This is a genomic window from Cupriavidus sp. SK-3, from assembly GCF_000611145.1.
In the GTDB taxonomy this organism is placed as follows: Bacteria; Pseudomonadota; Gammaproteobacteria; order Burkholderiales; family Burkholderiaceae; genus Cupriavidus.
In genome coordinates this window covers 20,861-44,383 of sequence record NZ_JFJV02000256.1, presented here as the reverse complement: position 1 = coordinate 44,383, position 23,523 = coordinate 20,861, and the positions used below count along the sequence as shown (strand labels likewise).

At 60.2% G+C, this 23,523-nt stretch carries 20 protein-coding genes; 8 read left to right on the top strand and 12 right to left on the bottom strand.

What is annotated here, in order from left to right:
• Positions 1 to 30 precede the first annotated feature (30 nt).
• From CF70_RS35345 to CF70_RS26830, 7 genes are all read right to left on the bottom strand, one after another.
• The gene (locus CF70_RS35345; protein ID WP_152561929.1) at positions 31 to 1,200 is read right to left on the bottom strand and encodes a glycosyltransferase; all 1,170 of its coding nucleotides are present in this window, start codon (positions 1,198 to 1,200) and stop codon (positions 31 to 33) included.
• Positions 1,197 to 2,543, bottom strand: a complete 1,347-nt coding sequence (locus CF70_RS35340; RefSeq protein ID WP_152561928.1) for an oligosaccharide flippase family protein — start codon at positions 2,541 to 2,543, stop codon at positions 1,197 to 1,199. The genes CF70_RS35345 and CF70_RS35340 overlap by 4 nt, the downstream gene beginning before the upstream one ends.
• A 19-nt stretch (positions 2,544 to 2,562) precedes the next feature.
• The gene (locus tag CF70_RS26850; RefSeq protein ID WP_035872154.1) at positions 2,563 to 3,612 is read right to left on the bottom strand and encodes an NAD-dependent epimerase/dehydratase family protein; all 1,050 of its coding nucleotides are present in this window, start codon (positions 3,610 to 3,612) and stop codon (positions 2,563 to 2,565) included.
• A 27-nt stretch (positions 3,613 to 3,639) separates the two neighbouring features.
• Entirely contained in the window at positions 3,640 to 4,917 is a 1,278-nt protein-coding gene (gene tviB / locus CF70_RS26845; RefSeq protein ID WP_035872152.1) for a Vi polysaccharide biosynthesis UDP-N-acetylglucosamine C-6 dehydrogenase TviB, read from the bottom strand.
• Positions 4,918 to 5,375: 458 nt separating this feature from the next.
• A complete protein-coding gene (locus CF70_RS26840; RefSeq protein ID WP_035872150.1) occupies positions 5,376 to 7,619 on the bottom strand; it encodes a polysaccharide biosynthesis tyrosine autokinase in 2,244 nt (747 codons plus the stop codon).
• 20 nt (positions 7,620 to 7,639) lie between these two features.
• Positions 7,640 to 8,077 carry a low molecular weight protein-tyrosine-phosphatase gene (locus CF70_RS26835; RefSeq protein ID WP_035872148.1) on the bottom strand — a complete coding sequence of 146 codons (438 nt, stop codon included), beginning with the start codon at positions 8,075 to 8,077 and terminating at the stop codon, positions 7,640 to 7,642.
• Positions 8,074 to 9,213 carry a polysaccharide biosynthesis/export family protein gene (locus tag CF70_RS26830; RefSeq protein WP_035872143.1) on the bottom strand — a complete coding sequence of 380 codons (1,140 nt, stop codon included), beginning with the start codon at positions 9,211 to 9,213 and terminating at the stop codon, positions 8,074 to 8,076. Before CF70_RS26830 ends, CF70_RS26835 begins: the two co-directional genes overlap by 4 nt.
• Before the next feature lie 1,015 nt (positions 9,214 to 10,228).
• Between CF70_RS26830 and CF70_RS26825 the strand changes: the two genes are divergently transcribed.
• The 5 genes from CF70_RS26825 to CF70_RS26805 all read left to right on the top strand — a co-directional run bounded on the left by CF70_RS26825 (position 10,229) and on the right by CF70_RS26805 (position 14,710).
• The gene (locus CF70_RS26825) at positions 10,229 to 10,570 is read left to right on the top strand and encodes a hypothetical protein (RefSeq protein WP_051649067.1); all 342 of its coding nucleotides are present in this window, start codon (positions 10,229 to 10,231) and stop codon (positions 10,568 to 10,570) included.
• A gap of 425 nt (positions 10,571 to 10,995) precedes the next feature.
• Complete coding sequence (locus CF70_RS26820) at positions 10,996 to 11,466, top strand: hypothetical protein (protein WP_035872135.1); 471 nt, start codon at positions 10,996 to 10,998, stop codon at positions 11,464 to 11,466.
• Between the two features lie 201 nt (positions 11,467 to 11,667).
• Complete coding sequence (locus CF70_RS26815; RefSeq protein ID WP_035872132.1) at positions 11,668 to 12,942, top strand: SDR family oxidoreductase; 1,275 nt, start codon at positions 11,668 to 11,670, stop codon at positions 12,940 to 12,942.
• Positions 12,939 to 13,421 (top strand): DUF2269 family protein, encoded by a 483-nt coding sequence (locus tag CF70_RS26810; RefSeq protein WP_035872129.1) that lies wholly within the window; start codon positions 12,939 to 12,941, stop codon positions 13,419 to 13,421. The genes CF70_RS26815 and CF70_RS26810 overlap by 4 nt, the downstream gene beginning before the upstream one ends.
• A 128-nt stretch (positions 13,422 to 13,549) precedes the next feature.
• Entirely contained in the window at positions 13,550 to 14,710 is a 1,161-nt protein-coding gene (locus CF70_RS26805) for a GGDEF domain-containing protein (RefSeq protein ID WP_035872126.1), read from the top strand.
• Between the two features lie 40 nt (positions 14,711 to 14,750).
• Here the strand turns inward: CF70_RS26805 and CF70_RS26800 are convergent, their stop codons facing one another.
• The gene (locus CF70_RS26800; RefSeq protein ID WP_035872121.1) at positions 14,751 to 15,212 is read right to left on the bottom strand and encodes a CopD family protein; all 462 of its coding nucleotides are present in this window, start codon (positions 15,210 to 15,212) and stop codon (positions 14,751 to 14,753) included.
• Between the two features lie 264 nt (positions 15,213 to 15,476).
• Between CF70_RS26800 and CF70_RS26795 the strand changes: the two genes are divergently transcribed.
• The 3 genes from CF70_RS26795 (at position 15,477) to CF70_RS26785 (ending at position 18,618) form a co-directional block, all read left to right on the top strand.
• The gene (locus CF70_RS26795; RefSeq protein ID WP_035872110.1) at positions 15,477 to 17,459 is read left to right on the top strand and encodes a sensor domain-containing diguanylate cyclase; all 1,983 of its coding nucleotides are present in this window, start codon (positions 15,477 to 15,479) and stop codon (positions 17,457 to 17,459) included.
• Positions 17,460 to 17,627: 168 nt separating this feature from the next.
• Positions 17,628 to 18,089 carry a GNAT family N-acetyltransferase gene (locus tag CF70_RS26790; RefSeq protein WP_035872106.1) on the top strand — a complete coding sequence of 154 codons (462 nt, stop codon included), beginning with the start codon at positions 17,628 to 17,630 and terminating at the stop codon, positions 18,087 to 18,089.
• Positions 18,090 to 18,327: 238 nt separating this feature from the next.
• The gene (locus tag CF70_RS26785) at positions 18,328 to 18,618 is read left to right on the top strand and encodes a hypothetical protein (protein WP_035872102.1); all 291 of its coding nucleotides are present in this window, start codon (positions 18,328 to 18,330) and stop codon (positions 18,616 to 18,618) included.
• A 251-nt stretch (positions 18,619 to 18,869) separates the two neighbouring features.
• Here the strand turns inward: CF70_RS26785 and CF70_RS26780 are convergent, their stop codons facing one another.
• The 4 genes from CF70_RS26780 to CF70_RS26765 all read right to left on the bottom strand — a co-directional run.
• The gene (locus CF70_RS26780) at positions 18,870 to 19,556 is read right to left on the bottom strand and encodes a hydrolase (RefSeq protein WP_035872100.1); all 687 of its coding nucleotides are present in this window, start codon (positions 19,554 to 19,556) and stop codon (positions 18,870 to 18,872) included.
• A gap of 238 nt (positions 19,557 to 19,794) precedes the next feature.
• Positions 19,795 to 20,787, bottom strand: coding sequence for a Bug family tripartite tricarboxylate transporter substrate binding protein (locus tag CF70_RS26775; RefSeq protein WP_035872098.1), 993 nt, complete (start codon positions 20,785 to 20,787; stop codon positions 19,795 to 19,797).
• A 109-nt stretch (positions 20,788 to 20,896) separates the two neighbouring features.
• Positions 20,897 to 21,724 carry a GntR family transcriptional regulator gene (locus tag CF70_RS26770; RefSeq protein ID WP_035872097.1) on the bottom strand — a complete coding sequence of 276 codons (828 nt, stop codon included), beginning with the start codon at positions 21,722 to 21,724 and terminating at the stop codon, positions 20,897 to 20,899.
• The coding region (locus CF70_RS26765; protein WP_414629479.1) for an acyclic terpene utilization AtuA family protein at positions 21,721 to 23,523 on the bottom strand (1,803 nt) is incomplete at its 5' end. The genes CF70_RS26770 and CF70_RS26765, both read right to left, overlap by 4 nt.

Genomic DNA, 23,523 nt, shown 5'->3' with positions numbered 1-23,523 from the left:
TGGACTCTCTTAGAAATTACGGAAACCATTTCAGCGGACCGTCGCAATAAAGTTCGCAATTCTTTCCGAGAAAACACGGACTCTAAAGTTCGAATCCGCAGAACTACTTGCCAGCTGTCGCATGCGAGAAAGCTCATTCTCGTTAAGCGCGGCTGCTCGCATGACAGCATCACTAAACGAATCAGCGTTCGGTCCGCCAACAACAATCGCGTTCTGACCGTCCAGAAGATAGTCCTTTAGATCGCTACTCAGATTACCTATTATTGGAACACCCAAACAAAGACTCTCTGCAACCTTAGAAGGAAATCCAGCTTTGGTAAAACGAAAATCTTTTCTAACTACAACGAGAAAATCAGATGCCGAAATAATATTTTTGGCACTCACGTTGTCAAGGCGACCGTAAAATTTCACATGCACTTCATTTTCCAGAATCGGCAAACGCTGCATTCCGAAATCTTTTGCGAACTCATCGGCAGTTAGACCAACCACGTGCATTCGGAAGTTCGCACCCTTTTCGTACGCCGACTGTAGACCCTTGAATATGGACTCCATATCCTCTTTCTTTCCCGGAGATCCGACATAGCATAGATTGACCACCCCACTTACTTTGCTAAATTGACTGGATTTCTCCGATTCAAAAGAGAAGAGCGGCGGAATTCTGAGGGTCTTGCATCCGTGCCGCTCAAAATGGAGCTGCAAATATTTGCTAATTACAAAAATGCCATTAGCCTTGGTTGCAAAATAACGCATACTCAATTCATTCGATGCTGCAAACGGCCCAAAAACACCGCCAGGAAGGTGCCGAGGGTCATACCATTCCACTACATCCAAAAACAGGGGAATCCTGAATTTCTCGCAAAAAGGAAGCAGGCGTAATAGATAGCCGAGGTGTGTACCATAAAGCACAATCGCATCCGGCTTAGTGCTTAGCGAGTGCAACCAGCGCAACGTAATGTCGCCGATAAATAGCCCACGTAACCCTCGATTCACACCGGAGAGCAATCCTTCGTCATATTCATTTAAACTATGGACGCGAACACCCTCCACTGGCATACCTCGACCCATATCCTGCGATGGCACGCTGGAGCAAATATCAACTCCGTGGCCCGCCATAGCTAGCGCCTCTGCCATGCCCTTCACTCTCAGGGAGTTGGCATTTGACGACGGAAATGGAAAAGGGCCTACATATGCAATATTCACTGCGACCTCTTCAGCTTATTTTTCACTGAGCTCAACGGATAAGATGAGAAACCAGGAACATTTTTAAAAACATAGAACAAAACAAATAGACTGACGGTCGATAAATAGAGAAATGAAGAGATTGCGGGCATCACCCAAAGCTTTCCCTCGCTCAATGCCAGCCACTTTGCCGGCAGAGACAACGCAAGAAATATGGACCAACCAACCAACTGAACCCGAACAATTCCTAAACTATTCAGGACCATATTAAACGGCGAAGTAATCGCCATAAGAAGCGGCAGCAGAGATAAAAAGACCAGAATCACACTCTGATCCCCAAAATCCCTCTTCAGCCAAATCTTTATAATTTCGCCACCAAACGAAACCAAACACGCACCTGCAAGCAGCACGGTCAATCCGCCCAATAAGCTCATTTTTAGAGTTATTTTTTTCACCCAAATATAGTCATTTTTTGCCAATGCTTCACCATTTGCCGCCCATAGTGGAGTAAATATGGTTGTCACAACCAAACTTAGCAATGAGGCTATTTTTGCAGGAACAGCGTATTCGGCCACGGCCTGCGCTCCGATTTTATTGGCCAAAATCAGGTTATCCGCATTCAATGCCACTGAAGTAACAACTGAAAGAGCAAAGAATCGAATCCCTATTCGCATCAAATCCATGGCATGGCGCCTTGAAAAATCTGATATTTTCGGCGCCAATTTTGGATTCATTACAAAAAACCATATCCCCGACAACAGCATTGTGAATACGGGGACAACAGAGTAGATACCAACAACCTGCCAAGGCTTCAAAGACATTTCAATTGCTATAAAGCAAAGAAAGATTGAAAAGGCCGCGCCAATCATTTGCCAGACATTGCTCAGCCAAGCCTTTTGGCACGCATACATAACCCTTTGAATAACCGCGACCGGCACTCCAACAATGAAACTAAAAATACAGATTCCAAAAATGCCAAGTGAATCGCTATTATTCCCAGCACCAATTATTTTAGGATAACCATACTGTGCCACTCCGAATGCTATGACTAGGAGGCCCAATAAAATAATCGAAATGACTGAAAGAGCAGCGTAGGCGCTGGCAATATAGCTTCGCATGCTAGCGTGATCCGAGACTCCAAATGACTGGGAGAGTCTTGTTAGTAATCCATTTCCAATACCGAAATCGACAAACATTGCCATGCTGGTGAGGGATACTGCCGTCATCCATATACCGAAACCGGTATTACCCAAATAATTCAGCATTGCCGGCATGACAATAAATGGCGCTAACAACGAAAAACTCCGCCCTACCAGACCGCCAAGAATTCCCGTGAAAATTCCCCTATCTCTAGATTTTGTCAATTGGTGCCGCCTCACTCAATTACTGTGCTCGCACGAAGTCGACATACCAAGGCATCGCCTCGGCGATCCCCTCGGCCAGTCGATGTGTGGGGGCATAGCCCAGCAGTTCTTGCCCTTTCCGGACATCGGCCAGGCTGTGCCGTATATCGCCGGCCCTGAAATCCCGGTAAACCGGCTCCGTATAAAGGGGAACACCGTGTCGCACTAGATTGTCTCGAAGCAGGCTGAATAGAGTATTGAGCGTGGTACGTTCACCAACAGCCATGTTGTAGACGTGGTTACGGGCATCTTCTCTTGACGTGGCCGCCAGTAAGTTAGCCTGAACTGCATTTTCTACATATGTAAAGTCACGGCTGGTTTCGCCATCGCCATTTATGTAGACCGTTTCACTGTTAAGCAGTGATGCTATCCACTTAGGTATGACCGCTGCGTAAGCTCCGTTTGGGTTTTGGCGCTTGCCAAATACATTAAAATAGCGAAGCCCGATGGTATTGAAGCCGTAGCAACGAGCGAATACCTCTGCGTAGAGCTCGTTTACATATTTCGTTACAGCGTAGGGGCTGAGAGGCTTTCCAATATTTTCTTCCACTTTAGGTAAGGCCCGGTGATCACCATAGGTGCTGCTGCTGGCGGCGTACGTAAAGCTATTCACCTGTGCCTCGCGCGCGGCGGCCAGCATGTTCAAAAAGCCAGTGATATTCGCGCTATTGGTGGTGATGGGATCTGCCAGGCTACGAGGCACGCTGCCCAAGGCAGCTTGGTGCAAAACGAAGTCAACCCCAGAGCAAGCACGCTGGCAATCCTCCAGCTTACGGATGTCACCCTCCATAAATGTGAATCGAGTCCATTGCTGTGGCGTAGTCAGGCCTTTCACCTCGTCCAAATTGTGCTGAAAGCCAGTGGTAAAGTTATCAAGGCCGACAACACACTGGTTCAACTTAAGCAGCGTTTCCAATAGGTTGCTGCCGATAAAGCCGGCCACGCCTGTTATCAGCCAGGTATAGCGCTCGTTGGCTAGGCGCTCTTTGAGCAAGTGATACGTGCTAGGCTTAGTAATAATTCCGGTCATGCTGCAGGTCCCAAACGCTCCACGTATTTAAAGGCGGCCATCGGCGGCACCAAGCGGCAGGACGCTTTTCACGTCATACAGCACGGCGCCGGGCTGACCGAAGGCCTTGATGCTCTGCTCACCGAGCGCCAGGAACTGCTGATGGCCCACGGCCAGCACAATGGCGGCGTACTGGCCAAAAGTGGGCATGTCGACCAAGCATTTCAAACCGTATTCATGTTCGGCTTCTTCTACGTTGATCCACGGGTCGTACACATCCACTTGGGTGTTGTAGCCCTGCAGGGTCCGTACGATATCTACCACCTTGGTATTGCGCACGTCCGGGCAGTTTTCTTTGAAGGCAAGGCCTAGGACTAGTACCTTGCTACCGAGCACAGGCAAGCCCTTGCGTAGCATGAGCTTGATGGTTTCGGCTGCCACGTGGCTGGCCATATTGTCGTTGATGCGCCGGCCAGCCAGGATGACCTCGGGGTGATACCCCACCTCCTGGGCTTTATGGGTCAGGTAATAGGGGTCCACGCCAATACAGTGACCGCCCACTAGGCCAGGACGGAAGGGTAGAAAGTTCCACTTGGTCCCGGCAGCTTGCAGCACTTCTACTGTATCGATCTCCAGTCTATGAAAGATCAGACTGAGTTCATTCATCAGTGCGATGTTGACGTCGCGCTGGGTGTTTTCAATCACCTTGGCAGCCTCTGCTACCTTGATGCTACTTGCCTTGTGGGTGCCGGCAACTATGATTTCCCCATAGAGATGGTCCACGGCGTCGGCCACCTCCGGCGTGCTACCGCTGGTGACTTTCTTGATGGAGGGCAAGCGGTGCTCCTTATCGCCGGGATTAATGCGCTCGGGGCTGTATCCGCAGAAGAAATCCACATTAAATTTCTTGCCACTGAATTTTTCGAGCACAGGCACGCACACTGATTCGGTGGCACCCGGGTAGACCGTCGATTCGTAAATGACAATGGCGCCCTGGGGCATAAACTTGCCAACGGTTTCGCTTGCCTTCACGAGAGGAGTCATGTCGGGGCGATTGGCTTGATCCACCGGCGTCGGAACCGTGACGATGAAGATTTGACACGCCTTGAGGTCGCTCGCTTGACTGCTGAAACTCAAATTCGTGGCGGCGCGCAAGTCTTCAGCACTGCATTCCAAGGTATTGTCCCGCCCGTGTTGCAACTCTGCAATACGTGTTGGATTGACGTCGAAGCCGGTGACCGAGCGTCGCTTGCCAAATTCGATGGCCAATGGCAGGCCGACGTAACCCAAGCCGATGATGGCGATGTTTTTTTGGCTGAGATCCATTTTTAGTTACTTCCTCTTTGAGATCATTTTTTTTGCGGTCTTTCGGCTTAAAAAACCGCCATTTCGAGTCACAAAGTTCAAATCGCTACCCCAAGACTCGTATTCAGCAAGCTTTCGCTATAGAGCGCGGCTCAAATACGCTCTTGACCTTCCGCAGAGATCAAGACAAGCCAAAATTGAGTGAATCAGAGCGGCCCTAGCTCGGCCCACACTTCCATGCCGCAGCCTGTGCAAGTGGCTCCCTCCACAGTGAATGGGCTTCACTGTGGCAGCTTGTTCCGATATTGCAGGTACACACGTCCGAATTTGAATTCGAGAGAGCACAACAAGGAGTTGACACTACGCCCTAATCGCGTTTTACCTGGAGGTCTATGCCGCACTCGCTAGCTTTCGCACCAATTTCCACTCCCTTCGCCGACTGGAGCACGCCGCCGAGCGGGCGCCACGTAAATGCAGCTCTAACCTTGCACTTGGCTCGACTCGTTCGAATAGCCATAGTAAGCGTACCGATATCGCCCATACTTCGAGCCGTACCCGTAGCGATATGCATTGGGATCCAAGCCGTTAAATACAACGCCATTCACATCGGCATTAGCCTGACGCAATTGTTTGGCCGACTCCTCTACCTCGCCGATCGTCGTTTTCTCGAAACGCGTTACAAGGAAGACGGTGCCACAACGGGCGGCCAGGATCGCCGTGTCTGATACTGCGAGTACCGGTGGTGTATCGATCAGTACCAGATCGTATTGTTCGCCCACGTCTTGCAACAACTTGACCATACGCTCGTTGAGCAACAATTCCGCAGGATTCGGCGGCAGGCCCCCTGTGCTCAGGAAGTCCAAATTCTCAACGACATTGCGATGCACTGCTTGATCGAATGTGGTTTTGCCCACGAGGACATCGGACAGACCGTGAGCTCGATCTTTGCCAAAGTACTGATTTAGGTGGCCCTTTCGCATATCCGCGTCCAACAGCAGTACACGCTTACCGCCCGAGGCCATGACCACCGAAAGGTTTGCTGAAATGAATGATTTGCCCACACCAGGTGTGGGGCCCGTCAGCAAAACTCGGTTATTGTCTGCGTCCAGCATGGCGAACTGCAGAGCGGTGCGCAGGCTACGAAGGCTTTCGATAGACGGCTCATTGGGAAAAAGATCCGCCAACACGAAATTACCGCGCTTGCGCTGCCGCATGGTTTCGGTAAGGGCGGCTTGCTCCGCCGATAATGGCACCGTCGCGTACACGTTCAGGCCCGTATGCTGCTCAATGTCCTGTGAGTCAGTAATGCCGCCATAGAGTGAGGCGCGTACAAACGCCGCGACCACTCCTACAAAGAGCCCAAAGACAACAGCCAGTATGATCGCGATGCCTTTCTTAGGCTTGATTGGCTCCTCTGGAACTGGCGCATTGTCTAGCAGACGAACGGTTCCGACCTTGCCTGCTTTCACCAGCTTGAGCTGCTGCATATTGTTAAGTAGGCCTACGTAGAGGTCGTTGTTGACCTGTACGTCGCGCATCAAACGTAGTGTGTCCTGTTCCACGTTGGGGAACGTCTTCATCCGTGCGGCCATGGACCCCACTTTTGCATTTAGCGTGGCAATCTGTTGATCTAGTGCCTGGACGCCCGGGTGCGTTACCGTAAAGCGGGTCAGCAATTCAGTACGCTTTTGCTTCAGTTCGAGCAGGCTGGTTTCAGCAGTAACGCTCTCCTGAAGGAAGGCCTTGCCTTCTTCGCTCAGGTTAAAGGTGTTGCGCTTGTTGCGCATCTCGTTGTACTTCACCTCAGCACGCTCAAGCTCGGCCTTAAGCTGGGGCAACAGGTCGCCGAGGAAGACTAAGGATTTCTCGGCTTCTGCTGCTTTGCGCTTGATGTTCTGAGCGACATACTCCTCACCAATATCATTCAGAATTCTCGCAGTGAGCTTGGGATCGGTGCCCTCTAGCGAGGCGCCGATAATTCCGCTCTGTTTACCTTTCTCGGCGATCTTAAGTTGACTCTGGAGCCTCTCCAGCGTTCGCAGACGCGACGCCCGCACCAAATTAAAAACAATGCCTGGCTTGGCCTTGAGATCGGTGACCAAGAGGGAAAAACTCCCTGCGTTCTGATTCACTTGCAGTAGTTCGCCTACCCGGCCCTCGAGCGGTCTGTCGAGACTATCCTGTTCCAGCCGGTAACGACCATCGCCGAGTGCCTTCAGACTGAACTTCTCGCCTTCCAGCGATTCTGGCACATCGAACTGGTCGACCTTGATAGATTCCTTCGCCCAAGCATAGCCACCAATGCCCAGCAAACCCGGATCGGATAAGCCTTTCGCGCGACTGGCAATCCACGCACCAACAAATGGCACGTACTTTGGCTTGGCATATATATAGAGTTGGAGGTTATCTACCGCCTTTCCTACCACCATGCGCGATCGAAGGATTTCTATTTCTGCAGTCGCCTCAGCCTTTACCTCGAACAGACTGGAGACATCCCCCAGCAAGCTCTTCGCGCTGTTAGGGCTATCTTCCACCTGCACCAAGATGTCTGCCTGGTAAACCGGCCGCGCCAAGAAGGCGTAAGCAACACCAAGCGCCAATGCTACGGCGGCAATCGTCGCGATCAGCCAGCGGTTGGCTATCAACACATCCAGATAACGAATGAGATCAAACTCATCGTCCTGCGATCCGGCAACAGCAACTGGGGGAGGATTCTGATTCATAAGCTCTACTACAAATACTGTTAACGGAGGGCCTGGATGCGGGGCACCCAAACTTCCACGCCGCGCTGGATCAACTGCAGCGCGTTCTCAAAGGCGGGGAGCGCCTCGCGATATGGGTCCGGCACGTCGAACCTGGCGAGTTCGCCAAGCCGGAATACCCGCCCCGTCGTTGCCGGATACTGTCGCTGGATCTCCTGCTTTTGCGGGTTGTCCATCACCAGGATCAAATCGGCTTGCGTGGCGATTGCGCGGTTGAGCTGGCGCGCGCGGTGGCCGCTAATGTCCAGGCCCAGGCCACTCACCAATGCAACCGCGTGCGGATCGGCTGGTTGGCCAACCAGCGCGCCCAACCCGGCCGACACGACATTCGCCTCGGGCAGCGCTTGCTTAAGCAGCGCTTCCGCCATCGGGCTGCGGCAAATGTTGCCTATGCACACTACGAGCACGGTCTTGATCATTTGATCGTGTTCGCAGTGGAGTTGAAGAAGTTGCCGCTCGGGAGCAACTGGTTGATCACGCGGCTCCAGCGGACTACACCGGCTGCGTCGACATACACGACGTCCTTGGGTTTCAGTTCGAACGATTCGGCCAGCGCCAGTGACACGGGCGACTTTCCGTCGAGGTGGAAGACTTCAGCTTCGCCGTCCACGTTCTTGCGAATCACGTAGAGTTCTTTCGCATCGGCGGAGGTGGGATTGACGCCGCCGGCTTCGCCAATCGCTTCATTCAGCGTGAGGCGGCCATTGCGCGGCAGAATCGTGGATGGCCGCAGCACTTCGCCGGTGACAAACACCTTGCTGTCTTCGCGCTGTTCCACTCGCACGATGTCGCCGTTGCGCAGCATGACGCGGGCGGGGTCGATGCCCTGTTGCAGGAGCGCGGGCAGGTCGACATAGTAGTTCTTGCCGCTACGGGCAATGCGAATGCGGCTGTTGTCGCCAGTGGTCACATTGACGCCGCCGGCGCGATTGAGTGCTTCAACCAGCGTCATCGGCACGTCGTCGATATTTTGCGGGCCCGGGGTCTTCACTTCGCCATCCAGGTACACGCGCTTGCTACGGAAGGCGAGCACGCGCACGGTCACCTGGGGCATGTTGACGACGCCCTTCAATTGCTTGCTGAGCTCGCCACGGATCTGGTCCGGCGTTCTGCCGAGAACGGTGAGCACGCCTGCGTACGGAAACTGGATGGTGCCGGCGGGGCTGACGACGTATCCCGGTACGTTGGCTGCGCCACTGTAGTTGGGAATCTCGTACGCGGATCCAATGGAGTAGGTCTGGGTGGGGAACACGAGTTCGGGGTGATCCCACACAACGATGGAGAGGATGTCACCGATGCCTACCGTATAGGGCTCCGGGGTGCCAAACAGTTCGCTTACCGCCGCGTTGGCCGGCGTGGCGGCGGCCTTCATCGCGCGCACCAGGGCGGGCGTGATGGGGGTGACTTTGGGTACGGTATTCGGATCTTCCGGATCGAGCGGGCGCTGTGGATCGAAGCGCATCCCCGGCGCCAATGCGCAGGATGCCAGCAACGGAACCATCCCCAGCAACAGTACCGCTTTACGGAAAGACAGAATGCTTGAAAGCTTGAACACGTCTTGATAATTCCCTTGATACCCGAAAGGTCCGCACTCCCGCCCGTCTCCTGGCCGGGGATTGCTGCGACGAAGCCGTTTGTCCAACATGACACACGTCGGTGCCTTTCCGCTACTTGGGTATGCCGGGCGGAGATGAACTTCACGGCGATGACTTCGTGGTGCGTGCGCTTTTTTCCTTGCACTGCATCACTACGTTGAGCCCGGCGAAGTGTATGGCTCATGGGGGTCTGTCTTCAAGGCTGCGGGGCCGTTTTTGCCGTGTTTTCTATCCCTACTTAAGAGTGGACCCGACAAAGGGAGGGATGCCATCAGAAGCTGTAATGCGAAAGAATTCGGCTTGTCTTCATAGTGAAAAATTCCGCCGTTTTCCGGGGTTTTTGTTCGCTTTCTTTGCTTCGGCTTTTCATTGCATATTCGCTGCGTTGTCCGGAATCTTCTTTGCGGGCGCGAAGTGATTTCTTGCGTTGCGGCTAATTCTTCCGCCCTCCCTTTGCATGTTCGGAAATCCCGGCGATACGAAATTTCCGGTACCCCCACAAGGGAGGGAAAGCGCGTAGCCGGGAGGACTGCCATGCTGACTTAATTCCGTGCGTGAAGGTGATCGCGTAAAGCGGGCAATTACCGATAAAAAAAAGGGTGTAGGCGCGGGGAGTGCCTACACCCTATCGGGAATTAGCAAGGGGTCACGCTTGCTGATGCGGATTATTGAGGCGTGCGGCAATCGCTGTTACCCCGCTTAGGTAGGCCCCACGCTTAGGGAGGGAATGGAGCGTGTAGAGGCCGCCCGGGATTCCCGCCGCCGGCTGATCCGGCGGGGCTGCGTGCAGACATGCACCCCCTGTTTGGGAATGATTCCTACTAATGCAGGGTACCGTTGCTGCGCTGCCGAAATCAGAATTCGCCGGGGATTCACCACCGGTCGGCATCTGTGCCATCCGCGCTGGCCAAGGCATGACTTGTTGCGTGGGCGCGCCTTGGAAATGACTGACTCAAACGCGAAGGGCAGAGGCAGATGCTGGATTCAACCGAGAGGAATGTGGAGGCCGAGGCGGCGGCATTCGGGGCGCGGGAGGCCTGGGTCGAGGCGCACCTGACGCCGTCGGGCTGGATATATGGCAGCTATAAGGACGAGGATGCGCCCCCGGTCCTGGTCGCGGCGCCCAGCTCGGCGGTGCTGACCGTCAGGCGGCACTATATTGTTGGCGGCGCCACCGCGCCTCGCAGGCTCAGCGAGGTCCGCACAACGCGTGCGGATTCCGCGCGTCAAATCATCCGCTTGCTGGAAGCCTTCGGTGAGCCGCATTTCAATATCAGGACGCAGCAGGTGCCGAGGGTACCCAACGTTGCGGTGTGACACGATCTTGACTCCTGCGCCGTGCGCAGATACCGGCCACGGCTGGAGTGCCGCTTGAGCTACATCCGGCGAACACGGATCTTTCCTTCTATCCGCCCTTTTTCCGCCTTTTTCCGCACAGCGCCGGGACGGCAGCCTGGCGGCTATTCCACAGCAGACGGCCCCAAGACAGCGCGCCAAGCCTAGCCCGGAAGTATGACGGCCTAGGGCAAACGGCGCATTGACGGTGCACGGGCGGCGCCTAACATGAGCTTATTCCCACTCAATTTCCTTGCTGCAGCCCGATCCTGCCGAAATCCGCAATTCAAGCGCCTTAACCGGCATACGTATACACTGCCGGTTTTTTCGCTGGATGCGGGCTCGGCAAAGCCGCCAAGGCCCGCGCCCGAACGGCCGAAGGCAATGAGACAGTAGCAAATAGATAAATGAAAGTTTCGACTACCAACGTCCTCAACATCCTGGAGCAAGACGAAATCGCTGCGGTGCGCGATCTGGCGCGCATGATTTCGCACCCTCGCTCCTTCGTCCTGCTGCGGACTGCCTTTGCACTGATGGCCGTCGTGGCCGTGCTGTGTTTCGCCGCCAATAGCTTCCAGCTGGCCGGCTTTGAGAACGTGGGGATCGGTGCGGCGATACTGGCCGCGCTGCTGTTCCTCGCCGAGCGCCGCTGGTTTGGCAACCGCGACGAGGTGGTGGTGCCGGCGGCGCAAGTCGATGCGCTGCGCACGCAGCTTCGCCCGGAGATGTTTGGCAAGCTGGAGGAAGTCGCAAAGCGCCTGACCCATGATGGCCCGGGGGACGGGATTATCCGGGTTCGCACTTTGTGGCAGTTCTTGTCGGAGTCCGTGGCAAGCGATACGCTCAAGCGCCGCAATGCGCGGCGCGCCCCCACCTAGGAATCGCGGACGGGCTGAGTCGCCTTTTCGCCTTTCACCTTTCGCCTTACGCGCGCGGAGCGGCAAGGCCGCCCGCCCTTCGAGTCACCCCTCCCGTTCATACTGCCTGGATGCTGCCCACCACGCGGCATCCCTTGACTTCCGGTCACTCGTTCTGTAATTTCTGTTTTCACAGAAATTACAGAATCAACAGGTGACGCGATGAGGATTTTGGTGGCGGGGGCCAGCGGGCTGGTGGGGTCGGCTTTGGTGATCCGTTTGCTGGCCCAAGGGCATCACGTGGTGGCGCTGGCGCGGCGGCCCGGTGCGCTGGCGCGCCATCCCCAGCTGCACTGCATCGCGGGCGACCTGACTGCCTGGACCACGCCGGCGCACTGGCACGCTGCCTTGCTCGGCGTTGATGCCGTCCTCAATGCGGCAGGGATCTTCCGGGAAACCGGGCGGCAACGCTTCCAGGCATTGCACGTGGATATGCCGCACGCCCTGATGCTGGCTTGCGAGCAGGCTGGCGTGCGCCGCGTGGTCCAGCTTTCCGCGCTTGGCGCGGCTCGCGATGCCGCTACCGCTTACTGGCGCAGCAAGGGCATGGCCGACCATGCCTTGCGGGCCAGCAAGCTGGACTGGTTGATCGTGCAGCCGTCGCTGGTGTATGCGCCATCGGGCCGCAGCGCCACTTTGTTCCGGCGGCTGGCGGCACTGCCCGTGCTGCCGGTGCCGGCAGGCGCCGGGCATGTACAGCCCATCCATCTCGACGACCTGGCGGCGCTGCTGGCCAATGCGCTCAGCGGGAACTGCGCGGGCCGGCGCACCGTGCCAGCGGTCGGCCCCGTCCGGCTCGGGGTTGCCGGCTGGCTTGGCGCCCTCAGGGCCGGCATGGGCCTGCGCCCGGCGCGGTGGCTGCGCGTGCCGGGCTGGCTCGCCAGCCTGTGCGCGGCGGGCCTGGCGAGACTTCCGGGCGGCCTTGTCGACGGCGACAGCCTGCTCATGCTGCGCACCGACAACAGCGGCAGCCCGCGCGCTGCCGCCGCGCTGGCCGGGCGGCCCTTGCGCGCGCCGGCCACCTTTGCCTCACCCGCCGAGCGGCTGCCCGCGTTGCTGTACTGGTACTTGCGCCTCGCCCGGCTCGCCATTGCCGCTGTCTGGCTGGGCACCGCCTGTGCCTGCTTCGCGGATCCGGCGGCCGGCGCGGCCTTGCTGCGCGATGCGGGGCTGCCGCCTGGCTGGCGCTTGCCGCTTGTCTGGTCCGGCGCCAGCCTGGACCTGGCGCTAGGTTTGCTGGTGCTGTGGCGGCCCACGCGCGCCGTGTGGGCGGCGCAACTGGCGTTGGTGCTTGGCTATACCGCGCTGATCACCTGGCTGGTGCCGGCGTGGTGGGCGCATCCCTTCGGGCCGGTCCTGAAGAACCTGCCGATGCTGGCGTGGTTCGTCTTCTTTCCCCAGATAGACCCCGATGCGCGGGCCGAGGAGCAAGCATGACTTACCTGATCGTCAAGTGGCTGCACATCTTGTCCGCCACCTTTATGTTTGGCACGGGCTTTGGCACCGCCTTCTATATGTTTTTTGTCAATCGCAGCCGCAATGTGCAGGCCATGGCCGTGGTGACTCGCTGGGTGGTGCGCGCCGACACCTGGATCACCGCGCCCGCGGTGGTCTTCCAGCCGTTGAGCGGGCTTTACATGATGCACGCGGCGGGATACGCGCCATCGGCCTCCTGGTTGTGGATTTCCCTGTCGCTCTATGCGCTCGCGGGTGCTTGCTGGCTGCCGGTGCTGTGGCTGCAATGGCGGATGCGCGATATGGCCGGGCAGGCCGCGCTGGCATCGCACGGCGCGGCGGACACCCGCGCGCTTCCGGCGCGCTACTGGTTATATGAGCGGATCTGGGTAGCACTGGGTTTTCCGGCCTTCGGCGGCCTGCTGGTGGTGTACTGGCTGATGGTAAGCAAGCCGGCCTGAGCATCGGGGGCCATGGCGGCATTTGGCATGGACATGAACATGAACATGGGCAGGGTTGACCCCCAACCTCCGGCTGTCAGTCTTTGGTAGGATTACCGATCGTCACTGATAGACAACGCGCGCTGCCAATGCCCCAGATCGATCTGAGAACGACGGTCTTCCTTTCATCGGTCATGTCGGCCCTGATGTCGGTTGTCCTGCTGTCGGCCTATTACAGTTTTCCGCGGACCATCAAGGGGATCGGGTACTGGGTGACAGGCTTGCTGATCCTGGTCGTCACACCGGTGCTGTTCTGGTTGCGGGGTATCGTCCCGGACTGGCTCTCGATCGTGGTGGGCAACGCGCTGTTGCTCGGCGCCATTGGCCTGTGGACGCTGGCGATACAGGCGTTCTACGGCCGGCCGCAAACGCGCGGCCTCGCCGCCGGGCTCACGGCGGTGGCGACCCTGCTGCTGGCCTGGTTCGCGCTTGCGGCCCCGAATTATGTGGCCCGGGTGATCATCGCGACTTTCTTCGTGTCGATCTTCTACACGATGCAGTGTGTCCTGATGCTGCGCCATGGCGAGCGGCATTTCAGTACCTACTTCTTTGGCGGCCTGATGGCCGCCCAGACGCTGGTGGTGATGGCGCGATTCGGGACCAGCCTGTTCGCCGGCCTGGCCGAGCAGACGCTCTTCGCCCCCGACGACCTCATCCAGACTCTCTATCTCAGCGCCAACACATTCATGGTCCTGGCGTTGTCGGTCGCCTTCATGCTGGTGATCACGCGGCGCCTGCATGTGGAACTCGACATCCTCTCCAGGACCGATCCACTGACGCAGTTGCTCAATCGCCGCGCGCTGTACGATGCCGGCCAGCGCGAGCTGGAGCGGATGCAGGTGGATGGCGAAGAGATGGCCTTGCTGCTGATCGATCTGGACCACTTCAAGCGCGTCAACGACAGCCTGGGGCATGCCGAAGGTGACCGGGTGCTGAAGGAGTTTTCGGCCATGCTCAAGCGCGAGTTGCCGGCCCATGCCTACCCCGGCCGCTTCGGCGGCGAGGAGTTCCTGGTGTTGCTGCCGCGTACCGGCATGGACGGCGCGCTGGCCCTGGCCGAGCGCCTGAGGTCGGTGTCCGCCCGGTTTTTCGGCAGGCGTATTGCGGAACTCACCATCAGCATCGGCGTGGCCTGCCTGGACAAGACGGAAACGCGCCTCGATGGCGCCATTGGCCGTGCCGACCGCGCACTCTACCGCGCCAAGAGCGCGGGCAGGAACCGGGTCGAGGCGGTGATGGAAGCCGCTTGAGCCGTTGCCTCCGGGGCAGGTCCGCCGGTCCCGCGCGAAATCAGGCGAGCAGCCGGCCCAGCGTTGCCACCGCGATGGTTAGCGCGCCGAGCAGCAGGTTCAGGCCCACGGCCTGCCGGATGCGGCCCAGCGCGGCGCCGCCGGCTTTCCAGTCCTGCGCGTCGACGGCGCGGCGCAGTGCGCCATACGGGCCGAAGTACACATAGGCAAAGATCGCGATCATGACCAGCCCGATGCCGAACATGGCATGCCAGTGCCTGGGCGCCGCGGCGAACCCAACCCCGGCAAGCATGGATATGCCGCTGATGGCGATCAGCGCGACCGCCACCCAGACCCAGGCCAGGAAGCGTGCGAATACCGCACGCCACAGGCGCAACCGCTGCGGCGGCTCAAGCAAGGCGCCCGCGGCCGGGCGCAGGCAGACATAGGCGAAGAACATGCCGCCCACCCACAGCGTGACGCCGGCGATGTGCAGGAAACGGAGTGCGGGATCGAGGGTCATGGGTGAGGATTTCCTGCTGGCAGGCCGCGGCCTGACTGCTGACTGTTGGGGGAATGCCGCATTCTAGCTCCCGAAAGCCACTTACGTTCGCGAAAGCCACCGATAAGGCACGCAAGTCCGAGTATCCCTGTCGGCCACGCGGGATTAACACCCCGCTTCTGCTAACCTACGAGCCGGGTCAGTCGCCCGCGGTGGAGGACGGGCAGCCGGAACGGAAAGAGCCGGCAATCGGGATAATCCGAAAACTCCAAGAATAAGATACTCATGCGGCACTCCCTAAAGTACCGGGTGGCCTTGGCTACCGCAGTCGTGGTGACGTTCATCATCCTGGCGCGCGCGCTGTTCGCCCAGTATTACGCGTTCCAGAGCCTCAAGGCATTGCGGCAGGCGCAGCAAGAAACGTTGGTCAAGCTCGTCGCCGAACAGCTCGATGAAAAGTTCGAGTCGCGGGCTAACGCCTTGCGCCGCCTGGCTCGCCAGCTGGCGCCCATGCTGGGGCGCTCGCCCGCGGAGATGAAGCACTTCGCGGCCCAGGCCGTCTCCATCCCGGAAACCCTCAATGCCGTGTTCCTGGCGTGGCCCGACGGGAACATGGCGTTCAGCACCGCCGTTCCCGCCGGGCAACGCATCCACCTTTCTGACCGCGACTATTTCCGGGAAGTCATCCGTGGCTCGGAGTTTGCCGTGTCCGACCTGCTGCGCGGGCGGATGAGCGATTCGCCCGGCGTGGTGCTGGCTGTCCCCTTGCACGGCCCGGACGGGAAGTTGCTCGCGGTGGTTGGCGGGGTGTTGAATTTCACGGAAAGCAACTTCCTTGGCCAGCTGGCGCACAGCCGGGTTGGCTTGACCGGGAGCTACTGCCTGGTTTCCTCCGGCGCCAACCCGCGTTACGCGATGCACCCGGACCCGTCGAAGGTGATGACCCCGGCCAAGGCGCTCGGCGAGGCCTGCGGCCTTGAAGTGCCGCGTTCCGACTGGGAAGTCGTCAGCCCGACCCAACCAGTCGTGGCGCGTTACCTGCTCGAATCCAATGGCTGGGAGGTGGTGTCCGTCCTGCCGGCCAGCGAAGCCTACGCGCCCATCATCGACGCCCGCCGCAAGACGATCATGGCCGCGGGACTCTCCCTCGTGATGGCAGCCCTGATGATGTGGCTCGCAATACGGCGCATGCTGGCGCCCCTGGAGCTGCTGCACCGCGTGGTGAGCGAGGTGCCCAAGGATCCGGCCGCACTGGCCTCGCTGCCCACCGGCCGCAATGACGAGATCGGCGAACTGGCCACCACGTTCGGCGCGGTCATGCGGCAGCTATCCGAACGGGAGGCCGCGCTCTCCGCCGCCAAGGATCGCGCCGCCGAGAGCGAGAAGCGCATCGAGGCCATTGCCAACCACGTGCCCGACTTCATCTCGTTCATCGACATGAACGAGCGCTACATCTTCGTCAACGAGGCGTATGCGCAGCGGTTTGGCCTGCCGGTGCGGCAGATCGTCGGCCTGACGGTGCGCGAACTGTGGGGCACCCCGGCCTATATGGCATCGAAACCTTACCTGGAGCAGGCCTACCAGGGCACGTCGGTCACCTTCAGCCTGGAAGGCAAGGACGGCGCCGAGTATGTGGAAATCACGTACCAGCCTGCATGGAATGACGGCCAGGACACGGTCCAGGGACTGTATATGTTCGCGCGGAACGTGACCATCGAGCGCCAGAAATTGCGCAGCCTGGAAGCGCAGACGCTGACGGATCACCTCACTGGCCTGCTCAACCGCAAGGGTTTCGACCGCCGCATGGCCGAGGCCATGACCCGCGCCAGCGCCAACCACGTCAACGCAGCGCTCCTGCTGGTGGATGTCGACGATTTCAAGGCCATCAACGACACCTATGGCCATGCCGTTGGCGACCGGTTGCTGGCTGCGTTCGGCGAGCGCCTGACCGCGTGCGTGCGCACGGGCGATGCGGTGGCCCGGATCGGCGGCGACGAATTCGGCATCGTGCTGGACGACGCGTTCAGTACGGCGACGCTGGAACGCATCGCCCAGGCCATCGTGCAAGCGGCAACGCGCGCGCATTTCATCGATGGCCATACCATCGTGGCGACGGCCAGCGTGGGCATTGCCATTCATTACCCCGATGACGGCCAGACCACGAACGAGCTCTTCATGCGCGCCGACATGGCGCTCTACGAAGCCAAGCGTGGCGGCAAGGCGCGGTATACGCCACCCACCTCGAGCAGCGGGCTTAGTGCCGCTTGATATGGCTTGATATGGCTTGATTTGGCTTGCGCCGGGCAGTTATCACCGGCCACAATACGGAGTGCCGGTGCGCGCACTTGTTTGCGATCAAGCCGGTGCTTCAAGTCCATACATCAGCCATACATCAGCCATATATCAAGCCAGCACATCGACCCCGAGGATGACACCGTGACCGACCCGATCCAGATCCGCCCCGCCGAGCCAGACGATTTCGAAGCATGGAAGGTGCTATGGGATGGCTACAACGCCTTCTATGGCCGCAAGGACGAGACCGCCCTGCCAGCCGAGATCACCCGCATGACCTGGTCGCGTTTCTTCGACGCCTACGAGCCCATGCACGCCCTGGTGGCGGAGCGCTCCGGGCAGTTGCTCGGGCTGGTGCATTACCTCTTTCATCGCAGCACCATCCAGATCGGTCCGAGTTGCTATCTGCAGGACCTGTTCACCACCGAGGCCGCGCGCGGCACTGGCGTGGGCCGCGCGCTGATCGAAGCGGTCTACCAGCGCGCGGAGGCCGGCGGCGCCAAGCGAGTCTACTGGCAGACGCATGAAACCAATGCGACGGCGATGAAGCTCTACGACAAGGTTGCGGAGAAATCCGGGTTCGTCGTGTATCGCAAGCCTGCCTGAGCCGGCTAAGGTTATCGGATTTCCCCAGTGGGTCAGGTTGTCGCCACACGCAAAGCGCCACCTGCGTCTCGAGCGGCACCCAGACCCGCGATGATCGGCGCATATAGCCGTTCGTCATAAGCCGGCCAATAAAACTGTCTACCGCAACACGCTTGCACCCCGCTTGCACCACGCATGCGGGACTATCCTTTGAGGGCGGCTCGCTCGCACAGGAACAACCACCAATAGGAGGTGCAGCATGCTAAAGACAGTCATCCTGCTCGCGCTGACCAGCGCGGCTTTTGGCGCGACCCTGGCTTATGGAGGCGTGGGTCCGCGAGACAAGTACACCGATGGCGCAAATATCATGGGACCACGGGATCCCTATGGGGACGGTGCCCGGGTGATGGATCGCCGTGACGTATTCACCGATGGCGCAAGTATCATGGGACCTCGGGATCCCTACGGGGACGGTGCCCGGGTGACGGATCGCCGCGACGTATTCACCGATGGCGCCTGCACGGAGAGCGGCTGGCGGCGTGGTACCTGACCGGCGATTATTGAGAACATTGTTGAGAACATTGGTTCAGCCGGCTTTCATGCGGGGCCGGTTCATCGCTGCGCTGATTTCAGCGCAGCCGTAGCACCCCTCTCCTGCAGCAAGAGCGAGGTGCATCGCCTTGCGCGAGCACCCGCCCTCTCCACCCCTCTCCCATTTCATGGGAGAGGGGCGCGAACCAGCGCTTTGCTTGCGGCCACCCGCACCCGCATGCAGTACACACACGAGTCCAGATCGCCCTGTCAGCGCGCCGGCACCGGCGCGAGGGATTCGTGCGTCGTGGCGGCGCGCTGCGCTGCCTTGTGCACCATGGTGTAGGCGTAGTCCACGCCCATGCCGTAGGCGCCCGAGTGTTCCTTGACCAGCTCCATCACGGCGTCATAGCTGTCGCGGTGGGCCCAGTCGCGCTGCCATTCGAGCAGCACCTGCTGCCAGGTCACCGGTACCACGCCGGCCTGCACCATGCGCTGCATGGCGTAGTCGTGCGCTTCCTTGCTGGTGCCGCCCGAAGCGTCGGCCACCATGTAGATCTCGTAGTCGCTGTCGTGCATCGCGGACAAGGCGAAGGTGGTGTTGCAGACCTCCGTCCACAGGCCCGCCACAATGACTTTCTTGCGGCCGTTGGCAGCCAGTGCGTCGCGCACCTTCTGGTCGTCCCACGAGTTCATCGAGGTGCGTTCCAGTGTCGGCTGGCCGGGGAATACGTCAAGCAGTTCAGGGTAGGTGTAGCCGGAGAAGGACTCGCTCTCCACCGTGGTAATCACCGTGGGAATGTTGAAGATCCGGGCGGCCTTGGCCAGGCCCACCACGTTGTTCTTCATCGCCTGCCGGTCCATCGACTGCACGCCGAAGGCCATCTGCGGCTGGTGGTCGATAAAGATCAGCTGGCTGTTTTGGGGGGTCAGCACTTCGAGCTTGGCGTTGGTCATGATCTCTTCTCTTGCTAGTCCATTTGGTTGAATTATTTAGAACGTCGTGTTTGCTAGTTGCGCCGTCCATGGGTTGAACTTTAAGCGAGCGAAGTGGGTCGATGTGCTGAATTAGCAGGACAAGTTATTCAATTTTATTGATGAATAATCGGCGTGCACCGCCGGTCCAGCGCGGGCTGTTCCTTTGCAGTCGAAGTGGCGGCCACGCAGTGGCGGCCGCGCAGTTGCAAATCACGCTTCACTCCGGCTCAATGCCGGCTGCCTTGATCACCTTCGCCCACTTCTGCGTCTCACTGCGGACGAAGGCTGCAAGTTCATCCGGCGTGGTGGGCGCAGGCTCGCCACCTGTGCGGCCGAAATACTCGGCGGCCCTGGAATCGGTAAGCCCCTTGCGCACCATCTGATTCATGCGCTCCACCACCGGTTTCGGGGTCGCGGCAGGAAAGAATGCCGCCGACCACGCCACCATTTCATATCCGGGCAAGCCGCTCTCAGCCATGGTCGGCACGTCCTTCAGCACGGGATGGCGCTGCGTTGTGGTCACGGCGACGGCACGCAGTTTTCCGCTCTGGATCAGCGTCATCGCGGGCGATATGTCGGAGATCATGAAATCGACCTGATGCCCCATCAGGTCGGTCAGCGCCACGGGCACGCCCTTGTACGGCACGTGCAGCGCCTGTACGCCGGCCATCATCTTGTATAGCTCGCTGGCGATGCGGGTGGAGGAACTGCCGCTGGCGAAGGTGAGCTTGCCCGGCTTTGCCCTGGCCAGCGCGGTCAGGTCCGCCACCGTGTGCACAGGGCTGTCGGGCGGCACCACCAGCACCAGTCCGCTGCGGGCGATCAGCGAGACCGGCGCGAAGTCCCTGATCGGATCGTAGGGCAGCTTCTTGAACAGGGAAGCGTTCGCGGCGTGCGTGGTGTTGGTGGTCACGAGCATGGTGTAGCCATCGGCGGGCGCCGTAGCGACGGCCTGGGCCGCGATAAAGCCGTTGGCGCCGGGCCGGTTATCCACCACGACAGATTTGCTGGTCTGGCCCGTAACGGCTTCGGCCACGAAGCGCGCGCTGCTGTCGGTGCCGCTGCCCGCCGGGAACGGGACGACCACGCGCACGGGCTTGACAGGATAATCGCCGGCGTCCGCCGCACGCGCCGGGATTGCCGGACCGGCTGCCAGCACCAGTACCGGCAGCAGCCGGGCGATCGCCCGCCGTTTGAAAGGGTGAACCATGTTGTCTCCTCTTGTCTCTTGTCTCTTCTTGTTTCTTCTTGTCTCTTGTGCCTTCGGCATCTGTCGGACGGTACGAATCATGGGGCGCCGGCCCGCGGCAAAATGCGCTTCAACTACGGCTATCCGGCACCGCCAGCGCCGGGTAGCGCGCGGTCAGGTGGGCCGGCAATTCCACGTCGAGGATAAAGCGATCGCCGCGATACCAGAAGCATCCCGCCGTGAGCACCTTGCCGTCGACATCGAGCGTGGTGCGGACAATCTTGGCGATGGGCGCGGCGAATCCATACGCAAGGTCGCGCGCCAGCGCGTAGTCGGCGGGCTCCACCGTCATGGTCTGGTGCATCATGCCCAGCCGCTCTCCCACCGCCTCGCGCAGCAGGCTGGCGATCTTGCGATGCTTCTCGCTGCCGCGCGGAAACTGGCTGAAGACAGATGCCGCCACGTATAGCTCGATCAGGCAGAACGGCTCGCCATCGTGCAGGTGCAGCTTGCGCAGGCGAACATAGCGGTCCAGCGGTTCGCCGCGCGTGGCCAATCCGGGCGGCAGGCTGACATCCTTGCGCTTGTCCAGGATGCGGATTTCCAGCTCGCTGCCGCCGACGAGTTCGTCGTTGATCACCGACCGCATGCCTTCGCTCGGGCCCGGCGGCAAGGCGGTCACATGCGTGCCGCGCCCCCGCTGGCTGCTGGCCAGGCCTTCCTCCGCCAGCACGGCAAAGGCTTGCCTGACCGTGACGCGGGCGATGCCGTAGGTCTGCGCCAGTCGCTCGACCGTTGGCAACTGGTGCCCGACCGGCCATTCGCCGGACGCGATCCGGTGGCGCAGCACGCTGGCCAGTTGCCGATAACGCGCCACCCCGCCGGTGCCGTCTTCGGGCAGCGCTTGCGGCCCGGCATCCGTGAGCGAAGTGGCAGCGGTATGCTTCGCCTCGCTCATGGCAGCAGGCCTCTCGGCACCCGCACGGGCATTGCGAGCAGGATCTGCGCCATACCCTTGCCCAGCGGGTCGTTGCGCAGGGATGCCATGCCACCGCCGTCGAGCGCCGCTTCGCAGACCAGGTTGATCGCGTCGATGCCCGGCAGGTCGTAGCGCGTGACCGGGCCCTTCACCAGGTGGCCGAGCCACTGCGCCACGCGCGCCGTGGTCACCTCGGCGCGCAGCAGCGGCAGGTACTCCGGCCGGCGGGCGATCAGGCCGATGTTGGAGATATCGCCCTTGTCGCCGCTGCGCCCATAGGCAAGGCGGATCAGCGGGACTTCGACGAGGTCGCCGCCGGGAGGAACGGGCGCGGATCCGGACGCCGTGGAGGGCGGTGGCGGCGCGGCGTCCCCTGCCGCGCACGCTCCCGCCGGCGGCATCGCCACTGGCGTGCGCTCCCCGTCCATCAGCACCTTGGGCGCCAGCGCATCCTTGTCGAGCAGGAAGGCGTACTGCCGGACCGACGGCGACGGGCTGGGCCGGCCGCTGCCGGACCCGGTGGTGCCCGCGGACCAGCTCGTCCCCGCCGCCGAGATCTCGCGGGCGAACAGTTCCAGGGCGGCCTTCTCGGGATGCATGACCGCCAGCCGCATGATCGCCTCGCGGGTGTGGCGCGTCTGCGCGTGCGGGCCGAAACAGGACTCCGCGCCCAGCACGTCGATATGCGTGCGGGTGTAGTCGGCCCAGCCGTGTTCGGCAAACAGCCGGCGCGTGCGCGCGAGGATGGCCTGCGCGGTACGTTCGGCCTTGGCCACCGCGTCGAACCCGACGATGGTGAGCTGCGCATTGCAGCGAAACCCGTCGGCATAGGTTGCCGACACTTTGTAGGTACCGGTGGGGGCGCGGCCACGCGCGCCGCGCACTTCCACCAGGCCGGGACCGGCCTGCGCCAGCGTGACCTGCGTGAAATCGCAGGTCACGTCGGGCAACAGGTAAGCGGCGGGGTCGCCGATTTCATAGAGGATCTGCTCACCGACCGTGGCGGTGCTGACCAGCCCGCCGGTGCCGGGCGGCTTGCCAACGAGGAAACTGCCGTCGGCGCGGCATTCCACGATCGGATAGCCGATGTTGGGCCAGTCCGGCACGCTCTCCCAATCGGTATGCAGCCCGCCGGTGGCCTGGCAGCCGCATTCGATGATATGGCCGGCCAGGCTGCCCTGCGCGAGATGGCCGTAGTCGTCCGCCCGCCATCCGAACTCGTGCATCAGCACGCCGAGCGTGACCGCGCTGTCGACGCAGCGGCCGGTAATGACGATCTGCGCGCCCTGATCCAGTGCCTGCCGGATCGGCAGCGCGCCGAGATAGGCGTTGGCGCTCAGCAGTGTTTGCGGCAAGGGCCCGCCATGTTGCGCATCCATGCTCTTCACGCCGGCTTCGCGCAAGGCGGGCAGCAGCGGCATGACATCGTCCCCCTCCACCACCGCTATGCGCACGGCGATGCCTTGCTCGGCGGCGATGGCGGCCAGCGCCTGCGCACAGCCTTGCGGGTTGATGCCGCCGGCGTTGCTGACCACGCGGATATTGCGCTCGACGATTTCCCTGAGCAGGCTTTTCATCGTCACCGTCACGAAATCGGTGGCGTAGCCGAGTTCCGGCTTGCGCAGGCGCGCTGCCGCGAGGACCGACATGGTGAGCTCGGCGAGATAGTCGAACACCAGGTAATCGATCTCGCCGTGGCGCACCAGTTGCGGTGCGCCCACGCTGCTGTCACCCCAGAAACCGGAGGCGCCGCCGATGCGCACAGTCCTGGCGCTGTT

Excerpts from the sequence above, each read along its gene's own strand:
- CF70_RS26850 (WP_035872154.1), bottom strand. The coding sequence starts at position 3,612 with ATGACCGGAATTATTACTAAGCCTAGCACGTATCACTTGCTCAAAGAG.
- tviB (WP_035872152.1), bottom strand. The coding sequence starts at position 4,917 with ATGGATCTCAGCCAAAAAAACATCGCCATCATCGGCTTGGGTTACGTC.
- CF70_RS26840 (WP_035872150.1), bottom strand. The coding sequence starts at position 7,619 with ATGAATCAGAATCCTCCCCCAGTTGCTGTTGCCGGATCGCAGGACGAT.
- CF70_RS26835 (WP_035872148.1), bottom strand. The coding sequence starts at position 8,077 with ATGATCAAGACCGTGCTCGTAGTGTGCATAGGCAACATTTGCCGCAGC.
- CF70_RS26825 (WP_051649067.1), top strand. The coding sequence starts at position 10,229 with ATGCTGGATTCAACCGAGAGGAATGTGGAGGCCGAGGCGGCGGCATTC.
- CF70_RS26820 (WP_035872135.1), top strand. The coding sequence starts at position 10,996 with ATGAAAGTTTCGACTACCAACGTCCTCAACATCCTGGAGCAAGACGAA.
- CF70_RS26815 (WP_035872132.1), top strand. The coding sequence starts at position 11,668 with ATGAGGATTTTGGTGGCGGGGGCCAGCGGGCTGGTGGGGTCGGCTTTG.
- CF70_RS26810 (WP_035872129.1), top strand. The coding sequence starts at position 12,939 with ATGACTTACCTGATCGTCAAGTGGCTGCACATCTTGTCCGCCACCTTT.
- CF70_RS26805 (WP_035872126.1), top strand. The coding sequence starts at position 13,550 with ATGCCCCAGATCGATCTGAGAACGACGGTCTTCCTTTCATCGGTCATG.
- CF70_RS26800 (WP_035872121.1), bottom strand. The coding sequence starts at position 15,212 with ATGACCCTCGATCCCGCACTCCGTTTCCTGCACATCGCCGGCGTCACG.
- CF70_RS26795 (WP_035872110.1), top strand. The coding sequence starts at position 15,477 with ATGCGGCACTCCCTAAAGTACCGGGTGGCCTTGGCTACCGCAGTCGTG.
- CF70_RS26785 (WP_035872102.1), top strand. The coding sequence starts at position 18,328 with ATGCTAAAGACAGTCATCCTGCTCGCGCTGACCAGCGCGGCTTTTGGC.
- CF70_RS26780 (WP_035872100.1), bottom strand. The coding sequence starts at position 19,556 with ATGACCAACGCCAAGCTCGAAGTGCTGACCCCCCAAAACAGCCAGCTG.
- CF70_RS26775 (WP_035872098.1), bottom strand. The coding sequence starts at position 20,787 with ATGGTTCACCCTTTCAAACGGCGGGCGATCGCCCGGCTGCTGCCGGTA.
- CF70_RS26770 (WP_035872097.1), bottom strand. The coding sequence starts at position 21,724 with ATGAGCGAGGCGAAGCATACCGCTGCCACTTCGCTCACGGATGCCGGG.